This window comes from Leclercia sp. UBA5958, assembly GCF_002430365.1.
Classification (GTDB): domain Bacteria; phylum Pseudomonadota; class Gammaproteobacteria; order Enterobacterales; family Enterobacteriaceae; genus Enterobacter; species Enterobacter pneumoniae.
Genome location: NZ_DJCE01000007.1, coordinates 77,314 through 95,737, shown reverse-complemented (window position 1 = coordinate 95,737; position 18,424 = coordinate 77,314). Strand labels below are relative to the sequence as shown.

Here is an 18,424-nt window from a genome sequence, read left to right as displayed (position 1 = left end):
AACGATGAATTTTTCGCCATCCCTGCCGGGACAAAACAGCGGAAAAAATACTCAATTTCAGTGGGATATACTCCCGTACTGGCGTGGAGAAGAATAGTTTTTCGATTTACCACGCAAATATAGTCGGTATGACGATATCTGGGGCGCAATTTAAACGCTTATAACGTTTAAAGGCAATATAGGATCTCAAAACCAGAACATTATGCCGGAATGAAAAGAGTGATTGGAACAATGAACCATGTATAAGAAAAACTCATGGCTAATCATGCGAACAAAAAAGCAACAGTAGTATGAAAATCATGCTCGCTTCGCCTGACTGCAAAGTAAACAGGCCAGCTTTCGCTGGCCTGTGGCAACTTCCGATTACAGCACTCCTCTCAGCCCTTTCAGCTGGCAAGCAAACGTTCCGGAATAACGAAGCTGAAGCGCGTGCTTACGCCGGGCTGGCTGGAGATATCGAGCCGGCTTTCATGGTGATTAATGGCATGCTTCACAATCGCCAGCCCCAGGCCACTGCCCCCGGTCTGCCGGGATCGGGCTTTATCCACCCGGTAGAAGCGTTCAGTCAAACGCGGAATGTGTTCTGGTGCCACCCCGGGTCCATCATCATCAACGCTGAACTCCGCGCCGGAAGCGACACGCTGCCAGCGCACCTTAATCGAGGTGCCCTCAGGGGTGTGATTCACCGCGTTATAGACCAGGTTCGAGATGGCGCTGCGCAGTTCATCTTCACTGCCGCGCACTTTTAACGTGTTGTCCACGTCGAAGCTCAGCTGGTGTCTACCGTGGCTTAAGGTCTGGGCTTCACGTTCGAGCAGGCGCAGCATCATCGGCACATCAATGGTATCGTTCAGCGCCAGCGTTGGTGCGGCTTCGATACGCGAAAGCGTCAATAACTGGCGAACCAGCCCCTCCATCCGGTGGGTCTGTTCACGCATGGTGTGCAACGCTTTTTCGCGCGGTGCCCCCTCCAGCGTCTGCTCCTGCATCATCTCCAGATAGCCCTGCAACACCGTTAACGGCGTACGCAACTCATGGCTGACGTTAGCAAAGAAGTTTCTACGCGCCCCTTCCAGCTGGTGCATCTGGGTCACGTCACGCGCCACCATCAACCACTGTTGATCGCTGTAAGGCATGACGCGGATCTCAAGATGACGGCTATTGTTCAGTACCAGATTGTGCGGGCGGGTAAAATCGCGCGCTTTCAGGTAACGGGCGAATTCCGGATAACGCAGCAAGTTAAGGATATTCTGGCCGTTATCGTCCGGCCAGCGCAGGCCAAGAAGCTGCTGCGCCAGGCCATTACACCAGAAGATCGCCCCCTCTTCGGTGGTCAACACCACCGCGTCCGGCAACGATTCGGCGCCGCTGCGAAAGCGCTTAATCAGGCTACCCAGCTCGCGTCGACGCTTTTTATTACGCATCTGCATCTGGTGCAGGCCATACAGGAGCGGCTCCCAACTGCCGCTACCCGGCGGCGGGGTCATGCTTCTGTCTACCCATAGCCACCAGGAGAGACGCAATAAATTCCAGAAGTGCCAGATAAGCAGGCCGGTCACTGCCGCGAGTAAAAACCACGGAAGATAACCCAACACGGCCCCCAGAATCAGGGCCGGAATGCAGCATAAGATCAGTTCAAATAAAAGCCTTTTCCATGACAGACGTTCCAGCACGCGTCACACTCCTGTCATTGTTCAGTAACGGGTCGAGAATCGATAACCCGTGCCGCGGACCGTCTGCACCATGCGATCGTGCCCGCTGAGTTCCAGCGCTTTGCGAAGGCGCCTGATATGGACATCCACCGTCCGGTCTTCGACATAGACGTTAGTTCCCCAGACATTGTTGAGCAACTGTTCGCGGCTGTAGACACGCTCCGGGTGGGTCATAAAGAAGTGCAATAATTTGAATTCGGTGGGGCCCATATCGAGTGGGTTTTCGCCGGTCATGACGCGATGAGAGGTAGGATCCAGGCTAAGTCCCTGCATCTCAATCACCTCTTCCACCGCCATCGGCGAGATGCGGCGCATCACGGCTTTGATACGCGCCACCAGCTCTTTTGGCGAGAAGGGCTTGGTGATGTAATCATCCGCGCCGGTTTCCAGACCGCGGACACGATCCTCCTCTTCACCACGCGCGGTCAGCATCACCACCGGGATATCCCGGGTCAGGGCTTCACGTTTAATGTGTTTGATAAATTGCAGACCCGAGCCGCCAGGCAGCATCCAGTCCAGCAAAATAAGATCGGGCCAGGGTTCGTTGAGCTGGTTCACCGCACTGTCATAATCCTCGGCTTCAACGGGCTGAAAGCCATTTTGCTCAAGAACGAAACAGACCATTTCACGGATAGGTGCTTCATCTTCTACGACCAGAATACGTCTCGCCATACATTGCCCTGTCTTAATTAGGTTATATGATTGTAATGCGGCGTCATTATGCGTCAGATTTGTGACAGATTTATGAAAAACTGTTCCGGCTCAGATGGCAAGCTGTTGTTTTCTGGCAGCCGTGATTTTCCTGCCTTTAGACGTTTATAATCCCCTTCCCCTCTTTTTGCCACGGATCTGTTATGCGCATACTTCACACCTCAGACTGGCACCTGGGTCAGAATTTTTACAGTAAGAGCCGCGCCAATGAACATGAAGCCTTCCTCAACTGGCTGCTGGAGGTTGCGCAAGCGCAGCAGGTAGATGCCATCGTCGTCGCCGGAGATATCTTCGATACCGGATCGCCCCCCAGCTATGCGCGTGAGCTTTATAACCGCTTTGTGGTGAACCTGCAGCAGACCGGCTGCCATCTGGTGATTGTCGCAGGCAATCATGATTCCGTGGCGACCCTGAACGAATCCCGCGATCTGCTGGCGTTTCTGAATACGACCGTCATCGCCAGCACCGGACACCCACCGCAGGTGTTAAAAAAACGCGACGGCACCCCGGGTGCCATACTCTGCCCGGTACCGTTTTTACGCCCTCGCGATGTGGTGCAGAGCCAGGCGGGGATGTCCGGTGCAGAGAAGCAGCAGCATCTCCTGCAGGCCATTACCGATTATTACACCAGACAATATGCCGACGCCTGTGCCCTGCGGAGCGATAGCGCCCTGCCGGTGATCGCCACGGGCCATCTGACGACCGTGGGCGCCAGTAAAAGCGATGCGGTCCGCGATATCTATATCGGCACGCTGGACGCGTTCCCGGCGCAGAACTTCCCGGCGGCGGACTATATCGCGCTGGGCCATATTCATCGGGCACAGGTCATCGGCGGCTGTGAGCATATCCGCTACTGCGGCTCCCCTATCGCCCTTAGCTTTGACGAGACGGGGAAAAACAAAAGCGTGCATCTGGTCAGCTTCCACGACGGCAAGCTGAGCGCCGTCGAGACGCTGGAGGTGCCGGTAACCCAGCAACTGGCCGTCCTGAAAGGCGACCTGGCGTCAATTACCCAGCAGCTTGAACAGTGGCGCGGCGTCGCGCAAACCCCGCCGGTGTGGCTCGATATTGAGATCACTACCGACGAATACCTGCACAATATGCAGCGTAAAATTCAGGCCCTCACCGAGGATCTGCCGGTAGAGGTGTTACTGGTGCGCCGCAGCCGGGAACAGCGCCAGAAAAGTCTGCTCGCCGCCCAGCGCGAGACATTGAGTGAATTGAAGGTGGAAGAGGTCTTCGAACGGCGACTGGCCCAGGAAGAGCTGGATGAAACACGGCGCGCGCGGCTGAATGAGCTGTTTAACGATGCGCTAAATACCCTGAATGACGAGGAGTCGCACCCATGAAAATTTTGAGTCTGCGCCTGAAGAACCTCAATTCATTAAAGGGTGAGTGGAAAATCGACTTCACCGCCGAGCCCTTTCTCAGCAACGGTCTGTTTGCCATTACCGGGCCGACCGGTGCGGGGAAAACCACCCTGCTGGACGCCATCTGCCTCGCGCTCTACCACGAAACACCGCGCCTGAACACGCTCTCACAGTCACAAAACGATCTCATGACCCGGGACACCGCCGAGTGTCTTGCTGAAGTGGAATTTGAGGTCAAAGAGGTGGCCTATCGCGCCTTCTGGAGCCAGAACCGCGCCCGCAACCAGCCTGATGGCAATCTGCAGGCGCCGCGCGTTGAGCTGGCCCGCTGTGAAGATGGCAAAATCCTCGCCGACAAAGTGAAAGATAAACTGGAACTGACCGCCTCCCTGACCGGGCTGGATTACGACCGGTTTACCCGCTCAATGTTGCTCTCGCAGGGTCAGTTTGCCGCCTTTCTCAATGCAAAACCGAAAGAGCGTGCGGAGCTGTTAGAGGAGCTGACGGGAACGGAGATCTACGGCCAGATTTCGGCGAAGGTATTTGAAAAACACAAAGCCGCTCGCCAACAGCTTGAAATGCGCGAAGCGCAAGCCGCCGGGGTGGTGCTGTTAAGCGAAGAACAACAGCAGCAGTTAGTTCAAGGTTTGCAGGCACTTACTGACGAAGAAACCTCACTGCTGGCCGAACAGCAGCGCCAGCAGCGCTGGCATCAGTGGTGGGTGCGCAGTGATGAGCTGGCCCGCGCCCAGCAACAGGCGCAGGCTGCACATCAGCAAGCGCTTCACGCGCAAACGGATGCCCAGCCGCAACTGGCGAGGCTGCAGCTAGCCCTTCCCGCACAGGCGCTGCGTCCACTATGGGCTCGCGAGCAAGAGCAGAGTGCCTCTCTCACCCGTACCCGCCAGCAAATTTCAGAAGTGAATGCTCGCTTACGTGACCGGATGGCACAGCGGGGGCGCGTCCGTAACGGTGCAGCGAGCAGCATGGCGCAGCTTGAGGCGCAACAAAAGCAGATGACCGTCTGGATGGAAGCGCATCGTCAGTTTGGTCTCTGGAGTTCGCACATTGCCGGTTGGCGGGCCCTTTTCAGCCAGCAGCAACGCGATAAACAGCAGTATGATGGCCTCAACAAACGGCTTGCGGAGTTTCAGCAAAAACGCGCTGCGTTGCCGCAGCCTGCTCTGACGCTGTCGCCAGAGGAGACCGCCGCCGCCATTGAGCGACAGGTGCAACTGCGCCCGGTGCGCCAGCGCCTCGCCACCCTGCAGGCTCGCTACCAGCCGCTGCAAAAACAACTGGCTGAAAATCGCGACGGTCAGCAGAAAGGAGAAGCAGAGAAAACCCGTCTGGAAGAGACCCTGACGGCGCGCCGCCTGCAGTATAAAGAGAAGCAGCAACACTACCTGGATGTCAAAACGCTCTGCGCGCAGGAAGAACAGATTAAAGCGCTGGAAAGTTATCGCGCCACGCTGGAGGCCGGCAAAGCCTGCCCGCTCTGCGGCTCGACCCACCATCCTGCGGTATCACAATACCAGGCGCTGGAGTTAACGGAAAATCAGCGACGTCGTGATGAGCTTGAGCGTGCGGTTAAGCAGCTTGAGGAAGAGGGTCTGCTGCTGCGCGGGCAACTGAACGCACGTGTTGAGCAGTTGCATCGCGAGGCGAAGCTGATCCAGACGCTCTCTGAAGATGAGCAAGCACTTACTAAAGCGTGGCAGGAGAGTTGCGCCCAGCTAGCCATCACCCACTCGATTCAGGACGACATCACACACTGGTTGAACGAGCAGGAGCATTACGAGCAGCAGCTTTACCAGCTTAGCCAGCACCACGCTCTACAGGTTCAGTTAAACGACCTGGAACAGCAGCGACAACAGAGCAAACAACAACTCGACGCCCAGCAACAGTCCCTGCAGAGCGCGCTAGAGGCGCTGGCACTCACCGCCCCCGCCGAGGGCGAAGCTGCGGCCTGGCTCGCCGAACGTGAAGCCGAGGCGAATAGCTGGCAAGCGCAACAGACGCAGCTTGCGGCCATCCAGGAGCGTATCCAGGCCCTGAAACCCTTGCTTGATACCCTACCGCCTTCAGAGCAGGAAGATGAAGAGCCGGTGCCCGAAAACTGGCAGGCGATCCATACCGAGTGCATCTCGCTGCAGAGCCAACTGAATACGCTGCAGGCGCAAGAGAAAGTGGACGCCGACAGGCTGGCGGAATTACAAGAGCAGTTTGCGGCAGCCCTGTCCGCCAGCTGTTTTACCGATCAGCAGGCCTTCCTGGCCGCCGTGCTGGATGATGAGAGCGTGAGCAAGCTGGAGCAGCTGAAACAGACGCTGGAGCAGCAGATCCAGCAATCACGCGCCCTGGCTCACCAGGCAGAGCAGCAGTGTAAAGCGCATGCGGCACAACGCCCCGCAGACCTTCCTGATGAGGTCGCGATGCAGACCCTGCAGGAGCAGTTACACCACCTGGCGCTGAAACTGCGTGAAAACACCACCCGCCAGGGTGAAATACGCCAGCAGCTAAAACAGGACGCCGACAATCGCCAGCACCAGCAGATGCTGATGCAGCAAATTGAAGAGGCTGCTCGTCTGGCGGAGGACTGGGGATATTTGAATGCGCTGATTGGCTCAAAAGAGGGCGATCGCTTCCGTAAATTTGCGCAGGGGCTGACCCTGGATAACCTGGTCTGGCTGGCAAACCAGCAGCTAATCCGCCTGCACGGCCGCTATCTCCTGCAACGGAAAGTCAGCGACGCACTGGAGCTGGAGGTGGTCGATACCTGGCAGGCCGATGCCGTACGCGATACCCGCACCCTTTCAGGCGGTGAGAGCTTCCTGGTGAGCCTGGCGCTGGCGCTGGCGCTTTCCGACCTGGTGAGTCATAAAACGCGTATCGACTCGCTGTTCCTCGATGAAGGTTTTGGCACCCTGGATAGCGAGACGCTGGACACAGCCCTGGATGCGCTGGATGCCCTGAACGCCAGCGGCAAAACCATCGGGGTGATCAGTCACGTCGAGGCGATGAAGGAGCGCATTCCGGTGCAGATTAAGGTTAAGAAGATCAACGGGCTGGGCTTCAGCAAGCTAGACCGCGCGTTTGCGGTCGAATAAGACTGCGCCCTCTTGCGCTGCAAGAGGGCGACATCGTCACTGCGGCCAGAGCCAGGCGGCGCCGCGCACCCCGCTGGAGTCCCCGTGCACCGCTTTGCGAATCGGGGTCTCGCACTCGCCGCCGAACACCCACTGCTTCACCAGCTGAGGCACGGTGGCATAAAGACGATCCACATTGCTCATGCCGCCCCCCAGCACGATCACATCCGGATCCAGAATATTGATCACGTGCGCCAGAGATTTCGCCAGCCGCGTTTCGTAGCGGCTGAGGGCCAGTTCAGCGAGGGGATCTTGCGCATCAACCAGACGGATGATCTCATTCCCCTTCAGCGGCTTGCCGCTCAGTCGGTGGTAATCGGTGGCAAAGCCCGTGCCGGAGATAAAGGTTTCAATACACCCCTGCTTGCCGCAATAGCAGGGCACTTCCGCGCGGTATTTCAGCTCATCTTCGTCCATCCACGGCAAAGGGTTGTGCCCCCACTCGCCCGCCGTGCCGTTGCCGCCGATATGAGAGCGACCGCCAAAGGCCACGCCCGCGCCGCAACCGGTGCCGATTATGACCGCAAAAACGGTCTGTGCCCCCGCCGCCGCCCCATCGATAGCCTCAGATACCGCCAGGCAGTTGGCATCGTTTGCCAGCCGCACTTCACGATTCAGGCGCTGGCTCAGATCTTTGTCAAACGGCTGGCCATTGAGCCAGGTTGAGTTAGCATTTTTCACCACGCCGGTATAGGGCGAAATCGAACCCGGGATCCCCATACCCACGCTACCACTCTGGCCTGTGGCCTGCTCCGCCATCTCCACCAGCGTGGCAATGGTTTCTATGGTTTGCTGATAATCATCACGAGGGGTGGGCAGACGGTGGCGAAACAGCTGCTCCCCCTGCTCACTCAGCGCTATCACTTCGGTTTTCGTGCCGCCTAAATCGATACCAATTCGCACAGGACGTTCCTCATTTTTTTGATTATCAACAGAGTAGAAGTCGGCATCCCGATTAGCAATGCAAGCGATGCGACAATTCGTTATCATGCCCGCTGCATTTAACGACAAGGCCGTGGAAATTATCATGCTGTGGTTCAAAAATTTGATGGTTTACCGTCTCAGCCGCGATGTCCCGCTGCGCGCTGACGAGATGGAAAAACAGTTAGCCCTTTATACGTTTAGCCCTTGCGGCAGCCAGGATATGGCCAAAACCGGTTGGGTTCCACCGATGGGCTCTCAGAGCGATGCGCTGACCCACACCACCAATGGTCACATCATCATTTGCGCCCGCAAAGAAGAGAAAATTCTGCCCGCGCCGGTCGTGAAACAGGCGCTGGAAGCGAAGATCTTTAAGCTGGAGGCAGAACAGGGCCGCAAGCTGAAAAAAACCGAAAAAGACTCGCTGAAAGATGAAGTGCTGCACTCGCTGCTGCCGCGTGCCTTTAGTCGCTTCAGCCAGACGATGATGTGGATCGACACCGTTAACGGCCTGATTATTGTCGACTGTGCCAGCGCTAAAAAAGCGGAAGATACCCTGGCGCTGCTGCGTAAGAGCCTGGGCTCCCTTCCGGTCGTGCCGCTGACCATGGAAAACCCCATTGAGCTGACGCTCACCGAATGGGTTCGCGGCGGTACCGTACCGCAGGGCTTCCAGCTGCTGGATGAAGCAGAACTGAAGGCGATCCTGGAAGATGGCGGTGTGATCCGCGCGAAAAAACAGGATCTGGTGAGCGATGAAATTGCCGTACACATTGAAGCGGGCAAACTGGTGACCAAGCTGGCGCTCGACTGGCAGCAACGGATCCAGTTCATGATCTGCGACGATGGCTCCGTAAAACGGCTGAAGTTCTCTGACGAACTGCGCGATCAGAACGACGACATCGACCGTGACGATCCGGCGCAGCGTTTTGATGCCGACTTTATTCTGATGACGGGCGAGTTAGCCGCACTGATTCAAAGCCTGGTAGAGGGTCTCGGCGGAGAAGCACAGCGCTAATCGGCCATGCTGTTCACCCTCTCCCGACCGGGAGAGGGTAAAAAAATTACAGATAACGGCAGAGATAAGAGGCCGGCTCAGCCACCTGCAGGTGGAACTCGCTATGGCCCGGAACGTTAAAGATCTGACCCGCAGTAAACAATTTCCACTCCGTCTCACCCGGTAACAATACCTTCAGAGAGCCACTGACGACGGTCATCTCTTCAGGTTGAGCGGTACCAAAAGTATATTCCCCTTCAGCCATCACGCCGACACTGGCATTGCCAGTGATGCTGCTGGTAAAACCGATGGACTTCACTTTACCGGAAAAGTACTCATTACTTTGAAGCATGAACTGGCCCTTTTTGTTGTTGGATGTCAATCCAATATAGGGGGCACACTCCCTGCCTGTCACGCAAAATCATTATCCCAGCAGCTCCGAGGCAAGCCGCGCCACCAGTACGTTTGATAACAAAACGGGCACATCGAGCGCTTTTTGTAACAGATCGCGATGACGCTGATGAAAACCGAGGCAATCCAGCATCAATACATCAGCTCCCTGCGCCAGCAGATCGCGCCCGGCCTCGATCAATTTGGCCTCGCTATCCCAGATAGGGTTCGCCAGCGAGTAGAGCGGCGGACGTTCTAACGCCTGCCATTTTCGGGACTGATTTTGCATCAATTCGGGGATCGGCACGATCACCCCCACCTGATGACCATCCACAATCGAGGCCACCAGCGGCGGGATAATCCGCATCGGCTCAAGCAGGATCGCATTACGGGCCACCAGCCCGGATACCGGGGCGGTACTCATCAGCAGGATGACGTCATACCCCTGATTATCAAGCACTTCAATCACAGCCTGTAGATCGCGTTCTATCTTCTGCCGGGATACCGTCGCCATTTTACCGTCGCTTAACAGTGTCGGCAGGGAATCATCTCCCGGCGCAACGCCGTAGGTCTCCATGACCGCCTCACGGCTTAGACTACCCAGCAAGCTATGATGGGTGATCTGTTGTTCCGAAATATGCTCGGTCAAGAGCGGTAACACTTCGCTTACTGGGACTACCCCAATCGTGAGGATCGCCAAGGTGGCCTTCATCTTTCTCGCCTTTCTCCACTACCACTACGTAAAACAGGCACAGGCTCACAACGCTGCGCGGCTCGCTGTTCTGGTATGAACAGCACAATAGCGTAGCAGCGTATGTGCCTGCCGGAATGTAAAGATCCGGACGCCTGGCAGAAGGTATCTGTAATAACTAGATATTAACCTCTGCTTAACTTATTCAATGAGTGATAAATGTGATTTAGGCGCGGTATTTCCCGCTTTCAGATTTTTTTTAAGTCTTATCGGGATCTTCGTAGCGGACCTTGGCGTCGAGCGCTTCCTGCTCCGTTTCATGCTCGCTAATGAGCGAATCGGGTTTTGGATGGTCGGCACGCAGCTGATACCAGGTGACGGTCTGGCCCGTAGCGCCTTTCTCAACGGCAACGACACGGGCTTCACGCGGATAGGGAGGTCTTGTTGGCATAGTTCATCCTTTTTATCTTTATCTGGGGTGAACTATCAGTATAGACATCAGTTAGCTAACACAAGCCAGACGCAGCGCAGTAGCAATATTTTGTACCACTTCTGACGGGGAGAGCGAGGCATCAACCACATGGTGAGCCGCTTCGCGATAGAGGGCGTCGCGTTCTGCCAGTACTTCGCTCACCTCTTCGCTGATCGGTTTGCCGGTAAGCGTAGGGCGTTGACCCTCTTCTGGAAATGCCACAAGGCGCTCAACCAGCACCGGCACGGGCGCAGAGAGATAAATAACAGTGCCTTTCTCGCGCATAAACTGCCGGTTATAAGGTGCCAGAATAATGCCGCCGCCGGTGGCAATGACGCCTGAGACCGCCGTCACCGCTTCCAGGGCTGCGGTCTCGCGAGCGCGAAAGCTTTCCCACCCTTCCTGCTCAACAATTTCAGCAATACTTTTTTGCGCGTGGGTTTGCAGCCAGCGATCGGTATCGATGCACTCACAGCCGCACAGACGCGCCAGCTCATGCCCCACCGTCGTTTTGCCGCAGCCGCGGGGGCCGATCAAGAATATAGGCTGGGTCATAACCTGGTGTTCCCCTTAAGGCCGCAAAGTTGCGGAGCGTAACGTCGAAAAGTGGCCAATGATACCATTTAACTAGTACAGAAGTCAGTGTAAATTTATTTTTACAAATGTAGATTTATCCCCTGATAATTAGGGATAGCGACTGTAAAGAAATGATTGCATACCTGATGCCGCACACCATACCTGATTGCGGCAGGGGCTGACAACCCCAGTGGCATAACGGGAGCACAATCCGACGACAATGCTGGGCTCATCCCTGACGACGTTTCACCTCGAGAAGCCATTTATCCAGCTCAGCAGCAAAGAGCTGTCGGTCGCGCTGAGATAAACTATCCGGCCCCCCGGTTTGTACGCCGCTGGCGCGCAGGGTGTCCATAAAATCACGCATCGTCAGTTTTTCACGGATGGTGGCCGGAGAGTAACGCTCACCTCTTGGATTTAGCGCGGCGGCGCCCTTTTCCAGCACCTCAGCCGCCAGCGGAATATCGGCGGTGATAACCAGATCCTCCGCGCTGCACAGACGCACTATTTCGTTATCCGCTACGTCAAAGCCGGCCGGTACGCGCATGGCGCGAATAAACCGTGACGGTGGGACTCGCAGGTTCTGGTTAGCCACCAGCGTCAGGGGCATTTGCACGCGCTCGGCGGCGCGAAACAGAATCTCTTTAATCACATTTGGACACGCATCGGCATCCACCCAAATCGCCATGTTCTCTCCTTTCGATAACTGCCCCATTGTCGCCTGCTTTTCTTCTCAGGCAAAGCAGCGGATGAGGCAGAAGCTTTAGCGCTGCGTAACAATCCGCGCTAAGCTAGCCTTCCATACACATAACAAGGCATAAAAGAGGGAGACGTGATGGAGAAGAAAATCGGTTTTATCGGCTGCGGTAACATGGGTAAAGCCATCCTGGGTGGCCTGATTGCCAGCGGCCAGGTGCAGCCTGGCCAGATTTGGGTCTATACCCCGTCGCCAGATAAAGTCGCTGCCCTGCACGATCAGTATGGTATCAATGCGGCGCAGAGCGCCCAGGAAGTGGCCCAGGTAGCGGATATCCTCTTCGGTGCCGTAAAGCCTAATATCATGGTCAAAGTGCTGAGCGACGTCACCTCAAGCCTGAACAAGGATACCGTTGTCGTATCGATTGCTGCCGGCGTCACTCTGGATCAGCTGGCTCGTGCCATGGGCCACGATCGCAAAATCGTGCGCGCGATGCCAAACACCCCTTCGCTGGTCAACGCAGGCATGACCTCCATCACCCCTAATGCGCTGGTCACCACGGAAGATGTGGCCGACGTGGTGAATATCTTCCGCTGCTTCGGCGAAGCGGAAGTGATTGCAGAAGCGATGATCCATCCGGTAGTGGGTGTGAGCGGCTCGGCGCCTGCGTATGTCTTTATGTTCATCGAAGCGATGGCGGATGCCGCCGTGCTGGGTGGAATGCCAAGGGCACAGGCATATAAATTTGCAGCTCAGGCGGTGATGGGCTCGGCCAAAATGGTGCTGGAAACCGGTAAGCATCCGGGTGAACTGAAAGATATGGTCTGCTCGCCAGGCGGGACGACCATTGAAGCTGTACGGGTGCTGGAAGAGCGAGGGTTCCGCTCGGCGGTTATTGAAGCCATGAATAAGTGTATGGAAAAATCAGAACAGCTGAGTAAGTCCTGATCGCATGCCGGGCGTCAGGCCGCCACTTCGGTGCGGTTTCGTCCGGCGTTCTTCGCTTTGTACAGGGCAACATCTGCCGCCTTTAGCCACTCACGATAGTGCCCCATCGGCGGCGTGAGCGGTGCCACCCCAACGCTAATACAGAGCTTCACCAGCGGTGCGCCCGGCAGGCTTAGCTGCGCCAGCCGCTCATGGACTCGCGACATCGCGGCGATAGCGCTGTCCGCCGCGGTGTTACTCATGATCACCGCAAATTCGTCCCCGCCAAACCGGCCTATGATATCGCTTCCGCGCAGCGTGAGTTGTAGCTGGTGCGTAATGGCGATAATGGCTTCATCGCCAATATCATGCCCCCAGGTGTCGTTGATGGTTTTGAAATGGTCGATATCGATAAGCAGCATGGTGGCGTCACGATGATGACGGCGGCAGCTATCAAACTCATTGCGCAGCAGGTCTTCCCAGTGCCGCCGGTTAAAGACGCCCGTCATGCCGTCGCGGGTACTCATTAATTCCAGCCGTCGCTTGTGTTCCGCCAGCCGGATTGCGGTCTGGTAACTGACCCAGGCAAAGAGCACCGGGTAGAAAATTAACACCGGCAGCGTGAGCCACCCCTGCAGCGCTGAGCTCACAAAGAGGGGGGGAATGCTGGCCATCTGCAGTGTCGCCAGGGCGGCAAGGGTCGTCAGCAGCGTGCCAGCAGTAAACAGCCGTAGCCCGCCAGCCCCCATCATGTTCATGCTGGTCATCATCAATAGCGCAGCGGTAGGAAACGCATTAACCCCCATCAGGCCAATCCAGATCCCGGCAATAATGGCATCAGCTTTCAGGTTATAGAATTCATTGCTGCGGGGATCGGCAGAGCGTGACGCCAACTGCCAGGCGAGATGTGGCCAGACGAACGCCCAGCCAACCAGCAGCAGCCACCAGCCGCCGGCCACAGGTTGCGTCACCAGAACGCCAGCAATGGGGAAAAACATCGTCGCAAGGCCAGCCATCCGCGGCAGGCGAACCCGCCGGGCGAAGCGTATGCCGGAACGATGATGGTCATCCGAGGGAAAAGGATAATCCCACTCTTCGCGCGTCAGCCCTTTCTGGTAAAAGTTTTCGTCATTCATTATCTTTTGGGAACATTCTGAAACAATTTCCCAAATTATAGAGAGGGGGTCCGACGGGGGAGTATGAGATTTTGGGTGAGCCGGGAAGCCCGCTCACCCATTAGCACTAGACAGCTTTCTTCAGACAGGCACTCATAAACTTATTACGGTCATCGCCTTTAAGAGACTGCTCTGTCGCCTTAACGTTACATTCACGCATCTTTTGCTGCTGTGGCGTCAGGCTCTTTTCGCCCGGTTTCGAGGCTCCATTTTTGAGGCAGTCGCTCATGTAAGTTTTTCGCGCATCGCCTTTCAACGCATCAGCCGTCGCCTGCTGGTTGCAGGTGGTCATACGTTGCTGTTGCGGCGTGAGGGTCTTCTCTTGCGCCCCCACCGTGGCGATGAAAAACAGGCCGAAGATCAAAGTAACAAGTAATGTGATTTTCATAGCACTATCCTTCTGTGAATGATCACATTAAGTCTGGTCGTTTGCGGTAAAAAAACCACCCGGCAGAGAAGATTCCCGCCGGGCATTCGTTTTACTTCATACCCAGAGCCGCTTTCATGGTGTAGAAGAGATCGGTCTGATCTGTCAGTCCCACCACGTTTGCGGCATGTGGACCATAGGCGGCAATGCGCAGCTGGCTACCGGTATGTTCCATCGACTCCTCTTCGGAGTTGCCATAGCTAATGGCCATCACAGCGCCATCTTTGGTGTTCAGCGCCTGGGTCAGACCCGGAGCTTTGGTATCCGGCGCCACAATCTGGCTGGAGTGAGCGTGGTCAGCCGTCACGATCACCAGCGTATTGCCATCTTTCTTCGCGAAGGCCATCGCTTTCTGCACGGCTTCATCCAGATCGACGGTTTCGCCAATCTGGCCGCAAGGGTTAGCGGCGTGATCCTGCTTGTCGATGGATGCACCTTCAACCTGCAGGAAGAACCCTTTTTCGCTCTTATCCAGCAGCGCGATCGCTTTTTCGGTCATCGCTGCCAGTGTCGGTACGCTTTCATTGCGTTTCGGGTTAGGCGCACAGGTGACGGCAGGCTTATCGAGATTACCGTGATAGCTGGCTTTCGGCCCTTCCCAGCGCACAGGCATATTGCCCTCGGAGAAGAGGCCCAGCAGCGGTTTATCCTGGTTGGCTTCGGTAATGGCCGCCAGTGAGGCCGCATCGTTAACCAGCTGATAGCCGCGCGCCTGGGCCTGTTCGCGCAGAGTTTTGCCCTGCCATTCACCGCTGGTGGCGGTCTCCATAAAGGTTTTGGCGCCACCGCCAAGCGTGACGTCGGCACGGGCGTTTAACAGCTGCTCCGTAATAGAGCCTTTACCGCCTTTTTCTAGCGCATTGGTAGCGCATTTTTCGCTGGTGACGCTCGGGCCGTAGCATTTACGTGACGTCACATGCGCCACCAGCGCCGCCGGGGTCGCGTCCTGCAATTCCGCCGTCGAGACGTTACCCGTCATCAGGCCTGCCGCTTTTGCCATTTCAAGAATGGTTTGGTGATCTTTTTCGTGAATATCCACGCCCAGCGCGCCGTTATAGGTTTTTACGCCGGTTGACCAGGCCGTGGCAGACGCGGCGGAATCCGTGACGTAATCCGGCTTACCGGTTTTTTTATCCAGCGCATAGTGGGTGTACTGGCCGGTAAGCGGCAGCGAATCAATCCCTTTAAAATATCCGCCCGCGCCTTCAGCATAATTTCGTGCAGCAGTAATTTCTGAATCACCCATTCCATCGCCAATCAGCAGGATAATATTCTTTGCTGGCTTATCATTTAAGGAGGCGCGCAATGCGGCGGTCTGGTCTTCCGACAAGCGACGCGCGCCGCCCGGCTGGGTGATATCACCCTGAGCTGCGCGATTTTCAAGAACGGGGAATGATGTTACCGTTTCTGCATAAATTGTAGGAGTGAACATCAGGGGAAGTAATGCAATAGCAAGTGCGCTCTGTTTCACTTATTTTCTCCATGTAAAAATACATAAAAAATAAAACAGAGCGACTATAGGCAACCGACGTGACAGATCGATGACAGCGTTTTAGATACGCAAACCAATCAGCTCCGCGGGTGCCGCAACAGCTTCTTTACGTATTGTTGTAGCATTTCGCTATCCTGCTCCGGCACCAGTGAATCTGGCCGTACCGCATCCAGCGCCCCTTCAACGCTTCGGATCAACGCCTGCTGATCGGACTGAGCCATCTGGCGTAATAACGCGGTGACGACAATTTCCAGCGCTTCAACCTGGGCTACCAGTTCTTTTGACTCTTCTTCCTTTTGGGCGAGCTTCACTAACAACTCAGCAATGAGATTTTTCATCGTGCTATTTCCTTATCAGATTTGCTCTGAACTTAGCACTAAGGATGGGGGTTGCAAAGAGGGAAAAGTATTATCTTTAGACAAATAAAATCCATTATTTTAAATAAATGCGATCCAGGTTCAGCGAAACGTTTTTATATTAGCGCCAAAGCTTGAATTGCTTTGCGTCATTAAAAAAACAGAAAGCCATTTTAGTTATTACCGTCAGGTTTAAGTATAAGAATATATAATACAGCAGCGTTATCTTCTGTTACCGACGCTTCTATTAGCCTCCTGCTGACGGCGCCGGCGTAATACCACCGCCAGATACAGAATATTCAGCAACACCACTACCGCCGTGGCAGCAAAGACCCAACGGAATCCTGCCATAGCCGAAACCGACGCCCCAATCAGCGGCCCGGCAACGTTACCGGGATACATGAAAGACTGGTTATAGCCGAAGATGCGTCCGGTCACCTGGTCGCTGGAGTATTTAACCAGCAGGGTCTGTACGGCTGGCAACATCGCGCCGTCGGCAAAGCCCAGTAAAAAGCGCAACACACCAAGCTGGAATGGGGTGGTGACAAACGACATTGCGAAGAAGAGCACCACGGCCACCACCAGCGTCGCCATTAAAATGCGTGCGGTGCCGATACGGTCTCCCAGCTTGCCCAGTCGCGGTGCAGCGATAAGGGCAGAAACACCCGGTACGGCGGCAATCATGCCGCTCAGAAAAGCGATATTGTTGCTGTCTGGCTCCATCGATTTGATAAACAGCGCCAGAATAGGCCCCACCGAGCCGTTACAGAGCTGGATCACCATCGTGGTGACGAAGAGAGCGATCATCAGCCCCGGGTAGGGCAGTGAGGCAAAGACCGCTTTCCCGCTCAGGCGCTGCGCTTTACTGACGGTGGGACGCGCCCCCTCTTTAATGAGGAACAGCGTGACCAGAAAACTGACCATCAGCAGGATAGCGGTAATAATAAAGACCGCCCGCAGCCCTACGTGATCGGCCAGGAAACCGCCCATCAGTGGCCCGCCAATTACGCCGCTAATTTGCGCCGTTGAGAGCGTACTCAACGCCCAGCCGCTGCGTTCGCGTGGTACCTGCGACGCCACCAGCGCCATGGCGTTAGGAATATAACCGGAGGTCAGCCCCATCAGCGCTCGTAGCAGAAAAAGCTGCCAGACGTTGGAGGCGAAGGCCTGCAACAGAATAGCAATGGCCATTCCCAGGGAGGCACGCAGCAGCATAAGCTTCCGCCCTTTGCGATCGGCAAGGCTTCCCCACATAGGCGAGACGATGGCAGAAACCAGAAACGTCACGCTGAAGGTAAGCCCGGACCACATCGAAAGCGCCTCGTGCGAGGAGACCCCCAGCTGAGACACATACAGCGGCAGAAAAGGTAAGATCTGACTGATGGCAAGCCCGGTGAAGAAACAACCGAACCAGACCGATATAAGGTTAACCTTCCAGGATTCCATAGCGCGACACATTCATTTTTTTGAGCGAATTCGCTCATAGATTAGCAAGTTACGCCTCATCACAAAGCGCAGCTGATGCTGTCGGGATGAATTTTAGTGTTTTATCTTCCCAGTCATCAAAAATGTGAAACAAATCACACTCTATCCTCTTTTAGCGGGGGATTTATGCTTACGGGCAGTAACCATATCCCCGCATACCCAGATGAAAATGGTTAGCATGCGCCCTGTTGTACTCTGGCCCAAGCCCATTGCCAAAATAGCCGCAGCTGGCGCTAAGCATCGCCTTTAACCAGGGCTGCGTTCGGGCGTTTTTCCAGCCTTGCAGCACCGTGATCTTCTGCCCGTCAGCCAACTGAAAGCCGCTAATATCGAGCGCCTGGGCGCTGGCATGCTCGCTGCGTCGCGCATCCTGTCGATGATAGATATTTCGGCAAGCAAAGCTGCCAAAATGGTCAACGCGGGTCAGGCGGCTCCCCATCATGCGCTGTGTCAGCGGTTGTGCCTGCTGGTGAATATAGAGGGCAGCACTGAGCGCCAGGGGACAACTGGCCAGGAAACTGCTGCTCAGCCCTACGCGGCCAAAGTCACGCACCCGCACCACATCCACCAGGGGACACTCGCCCCCACTGTCGGCAACCGTCTGGGTACGGATCAGCTTTGAATCGTTCGCCTGGCTGAGCAAGGTTTCGCAGTGCTCGGGCGTGAGTCGCCGCAGCTTAAACTGGGTGATTTTCCCGGGGGGATCGTCAAGCGAGAGAGGCGCAAAAGGGTTGTAGTAAGACGGCAACCAGCGATACCCCACCGCTGCCGCGCCGATAATAACAAGACAGATAATTAGACCTTTTCCTCGCACTTTCCCCCCTCCGTTGCTTGCTAAAACATTATGGCAGAAGGCGGCGAATCCCGCCGGGCATC

General features: G+C 55.8%; 18 protein-coding genes. 4 read left to right on the top strand and 14 right to left on the bottom strand.

Features of this window, described 5'->3' with window-relative positions:
• Window positions 1-386: 386 nt before the first annotated feature.
• On the bottom strand, window positions 387-1,673 hold the full coding sequence (phoR, locus tag B2Q93_RS09900) for a phosphate regulon sensor histidine kinase PhoR (RefSeq protein ID WP_046884478.1): 1,287 nt from the start codon (window positions 1,671-1,673) through the stop codon (window positions 387-389).
• Window positions 1,674-1,694: 21 nt separating this feature from the next.
• Entirely contained in the window at window positions 1,695-2,384 is a 690-nt protein-coding gene (gene phoB / locus B2Q93_RS09895) for a phosphate response regulator transcription factor PhoB (protein WP_040076955.1), read from the bottom strand.
• A 182-nt stretch (window positions 2,385-2,566) separates the two neighbouring features.
• Here phoB and sbcD point away from each other — a divergent pair, with 182 nt between their 5' ends.
• Together sbcD and sbcC are read left to right on the top strand one after the other, a co-directional pair.
• Window positions 2,567-3,772, top strand: coding sequence for an exonuclease subunit SbcD (gene sbcD, locus B2Q93_RS09890; RefSeq protein WP_286932743.1), 1,206 nt, complete (start codon window positions 2,567-2,569; stop codon window positions 3,770-3,772).
• Window positions 3,769-6,903: an exonuclease subunit SbcC gene (gene sbcC, locus B2Q93_RS09885; RefSeq protein ID WP_286932741.1), complete on the top strand. Its 3,135-nt coding sequence runs from the start codon at window positions 3,769-3,771 to the stop codon at window positions 6,901-6,903. Before sbcD ends, sbcC begins: the two co-directional genes overlap by 4 nt.
• Before the next feature lie 36 nt (window positions 6,904-6,939).
• On the opposite strand, the gene mak is transcribed toward sbcC, so the two are convergent.
• Window positions 6,940-7,845 (bottom strand): fructokinase, encoded by a 906-nt coding sequence (mak, locus tag B2Q93_RS09880; protein WP_040076958.1) that lies wholly within the window; start codon window positions 7,843-7,845, stop codon window positions 6,940-6,942.
• Window positions 7,846-7,969: 124 nt separating this feature from the next.
• On the opposite strand from mak, the gene rdgC reads away from it, so the two are divergent.
• Window positions 7,970-8,881 (top strand): recombination-associated protein RdgC, encoded by a 912-nt coding sequence (gene rdgC / locus B2Q93_RS09875; protein ID WP_286933410.1) that lies wholly within the window; start codon window positions 7,970-7,972, stop codon window positions 8,879-8,881.
• A 46-nt stretch (window positions 8,882-8,927) separates the two neighbouring features.
• Here rdgC and ppnP read toward each other — a convergent pair whose 3' ends face one another.
• The 5 genes from ppnP to B2Q93_RS09850 form a co-directional block, all read right to left on the bottom strand.
• On the bottom strand, window positions 8,928-9,212 hold the full coding sequence (gene ppnP, locus B2Q93_RS09870; protein ID WP_040076960.1) for a pyrimidine/purine nucleoside phosphorylase: 285 nt from the start codon (window positions 9,210-9,212) through the stop codon (window positions 8,928-8,930).
• A 72-nt stretch (window positions 9,213-9,284) separates the two neighbouring features.
• Window positions 9,285-9,962 (bottom strand): AroM family protein, encoded by a 678-nt coding sequence (locus tag B2Q93_RS09865; RefSeq protein WP_046884481.1) that lies wholly within the window; start codon window positions 9,960-9,962, stop codon window positions 9,285-9,287.
• 238 nt (window positions 9,963-10,200) lie between these two features.
• Window positions 10,201-10,392, bottom strand: coding sequence for a protein YaiA (gene yaiA / locus B2Q93_RS09860; protein ID WP_040076963.1), 192 nt, complete (start codon window positions 10,390-10,392; stop codon window positions 10,201-10,203).
• Between the two features lie 51 nt (window positions 10,393-10,443).
• On the bottom strand, window positions 10,444-10,968 hold the full coding sequence (gene aroL / locus B2Q93_RS09855) for a shikimate kinase AroL (protein WP_207293087.1): 525 nt from the start codon (window positions 10,966-10,968) through the stop codon (window positions 10,444-10,446).
• A gap of 250 nt (window positions 10,969-11,218) precedes the next feature.
• Entirely contained in the window at window positions 11,219-11,677 is a 459-nt protein-coding gene (locus tag B2Q93_RS09850) for a YaiI/YqxD family protein (protein WP_040076966.1), read from the bottom strand.
• 147 nt (window positions 11,678-11,824) lie between these two features.
• Between B2Q93_RS09850 and proC the strand changes: the two genes are divergently transcribed.
• Window positions 11,825-12,634, top strand: coding sequence for a pyrroline-5-carboxylate reductase (gene proC, locus B2Q93_RS09845; RefSeq protein ID WP_046884483.1), 810 nt, complete (start codon window positions 11,825-11,827; stop codon window positions 12,632-12,634).
• A gap of 14 nt (window positions 12,635-12,648) precedes the next feature.
• Here proC and adrA read toward each other — a convergent pair whose 3' ends face one another.
• The 6 genes from adrA to B2Q93_RS09815 form a co-directional block, all read right to left on the bottom strand.
• Entirely contained in the window at window positions 12,649-13,749 is a 1,101-nt protein-coding gene (gene adrA, locus B2Q93_RS09840; RefSeq protein WP_286932738.1) for a diguanylate cyclase AdrA, read from the bottom strand.
• Between the two features lie 106 nt (window positions 13,750-13,855).
• Window positions 13,856-14,176 (bottom strand): phosphate starvation-inducible protein PsiF, encoded by a 321-nt coding sequence (psiF, locus tag B2Q93_RS09835; protein ID WP_046884485.1) that lies wholly within the window; start codon window positions 14,174-14,176, stop codon window positions 13,856-13,858.
• A gap of 91 nt (window positions 14,177-14,267) precedes the next feature.
• Window positions 14,268-15,686 carry an alkaline phosphatase gene (gene phoA / locus B2Q93_RS09830; protein WP_046884486.1) on the bottom strand — a complete coding sequence of 473 codons (1,419 nt, stop codon included), beginning with the start codon at window positions 15,684-15,686 and terminating at the stop codon, window positions 14,268-14,270.
• 98 nt (window positions 15,687-15,784) lie between these two features.
• Window positions 15,785-16,045, bottom strand: coding sequence for an anti-adapter protein IraP (iraP, locus tag B2Q93_RS09825; RefSeq protein ID WP_040076973.1), 261 nt, complete (start codon window positions 16,043-16,045; stop codon window positions 15,785-15,787).
• A 240-nt stretch (window positions 16,046-16,285) separates the two neighbouring features.
• Entirely contained in the window at window positions 16,286-17,509 is a 1,224-nt protein-coding gene (locus B2Q93_RS09820; protein WP_286932736.1) for a multidrug efflux MFS transporter, read from the bottom strand.
• A gap of 169 nt (window positions 17,510-17,678) precedes the next feature.
• Window positions 17,679-18,362: an extensin family protein gene (locus B2Q93_RS09815; protein WP_046884488.1), complete on the bottom strand. Its 684-nt coding sequence runs from the start codon at window positions 18,360-18,362 to the stop codon at window positions 17,679-17,681.
• Window positions 18,363-18,424 lie beyond the last annotated feature (62 nt).

Excerpts from the sequence above, each read along its gene's own strand:
- B2Q93_RS09850 (WP_040076966.1), bottom strand. The coding sequence starts at position 11,677 with ATGGCGATTTGGGTGGATGCCGATGCGTGTCCAAATGTGATTAAAGAG.
- sbcD (WP_286932743.1), top strand. The coding sequence starts at position 2,567 with ATGCGCATACTTCACACCTCAGACTGGCACCTGGGTCAGAATTTTTAC.
- rdgC (WP_286933410.1), top strand. The coding sequence starts at position 7,970 with ATGCTGTGGTTCAAAAATTTGATGGTTTACCGTCTCAGCCGCGATGTC.
- sbcC (WP_286932741.1), top strand. The coding sequence starts at position 3,769 with ATGAAAATTTTGAGTCTGCGCCTGAAGAACCTCAATTCATTAAAGGGT.
- psiF (WP_046884485.1), bottom strand. The coding sequence starts at position 14,176 with ATGAAAATCACATTACTTGTTACTTTGATCTTCGGCCTGTTTTTCATC.
- yaiA (WP_040076963.1), bottom strand. The coding sequence starts at position 10,392 with ATGCCAACAAGACCTCCCTATCCGCGTGAAGCCCGTGTCGTTGCCGTT.
- phoB (WP_040076955.1), bottom strand. The coding sequence starts at position 2,384 with ATGGCGAGACGTATTCTGGTCGTAGAAGATGAAGCACCTATCCGTGAA.
- adrA (WP_286932738.1), bottom strand. The coding sequence starts at position 13,749 with ATGAATGACGAAAACTTTTACCAGAAAGGGCTGACGCGCGAAGAGTGG.
- B2Q93_RS09865 (WP_046884481.1), bottom strand. The coding sequence starts at position 9,962 with ATGAAGGCCACCTTGGCGATCCTCACGATTGGGGTAGTCCCAGTAAGC.
- aroL (WP_207293087.1), bottom strand. The coding sequence starts at position 10,968 with ATGACCCAGCCTATATTCTTGATCGGCCCCCGCGGCTGCGGCAAAACG.
- iraP (WP_040076973.1), bottom strand. The coding sequence starts at position 16,045 with ATGAAAAATCTCATTGCTGAGTTGTTAGTGAAGCTCGCCCAAAAGGAA.
- ppnP (WP_040076960.1), bottom strand. The coding sequence starts at position 9,212 with ATGCTTCAAAGTAATGAGTACTTTTCCGGTAAAGTGAAGTCCATCGGT.
- B2Q93_RS09820 (WP_286932736.1), bottom strand. The coding sequence starts at position 17,509 with ATGGAATCCTGGAAGGTTAACCTTATATCGGTCTGGTTCGGTTGTTTC.
- proC (WP_046884483.1), top strand. The coding sequence starts at position 11,825 with ATGGAGAAGAAAATCGGTTTTATCGGCTGCGGTAACATGGGTAAAGCC.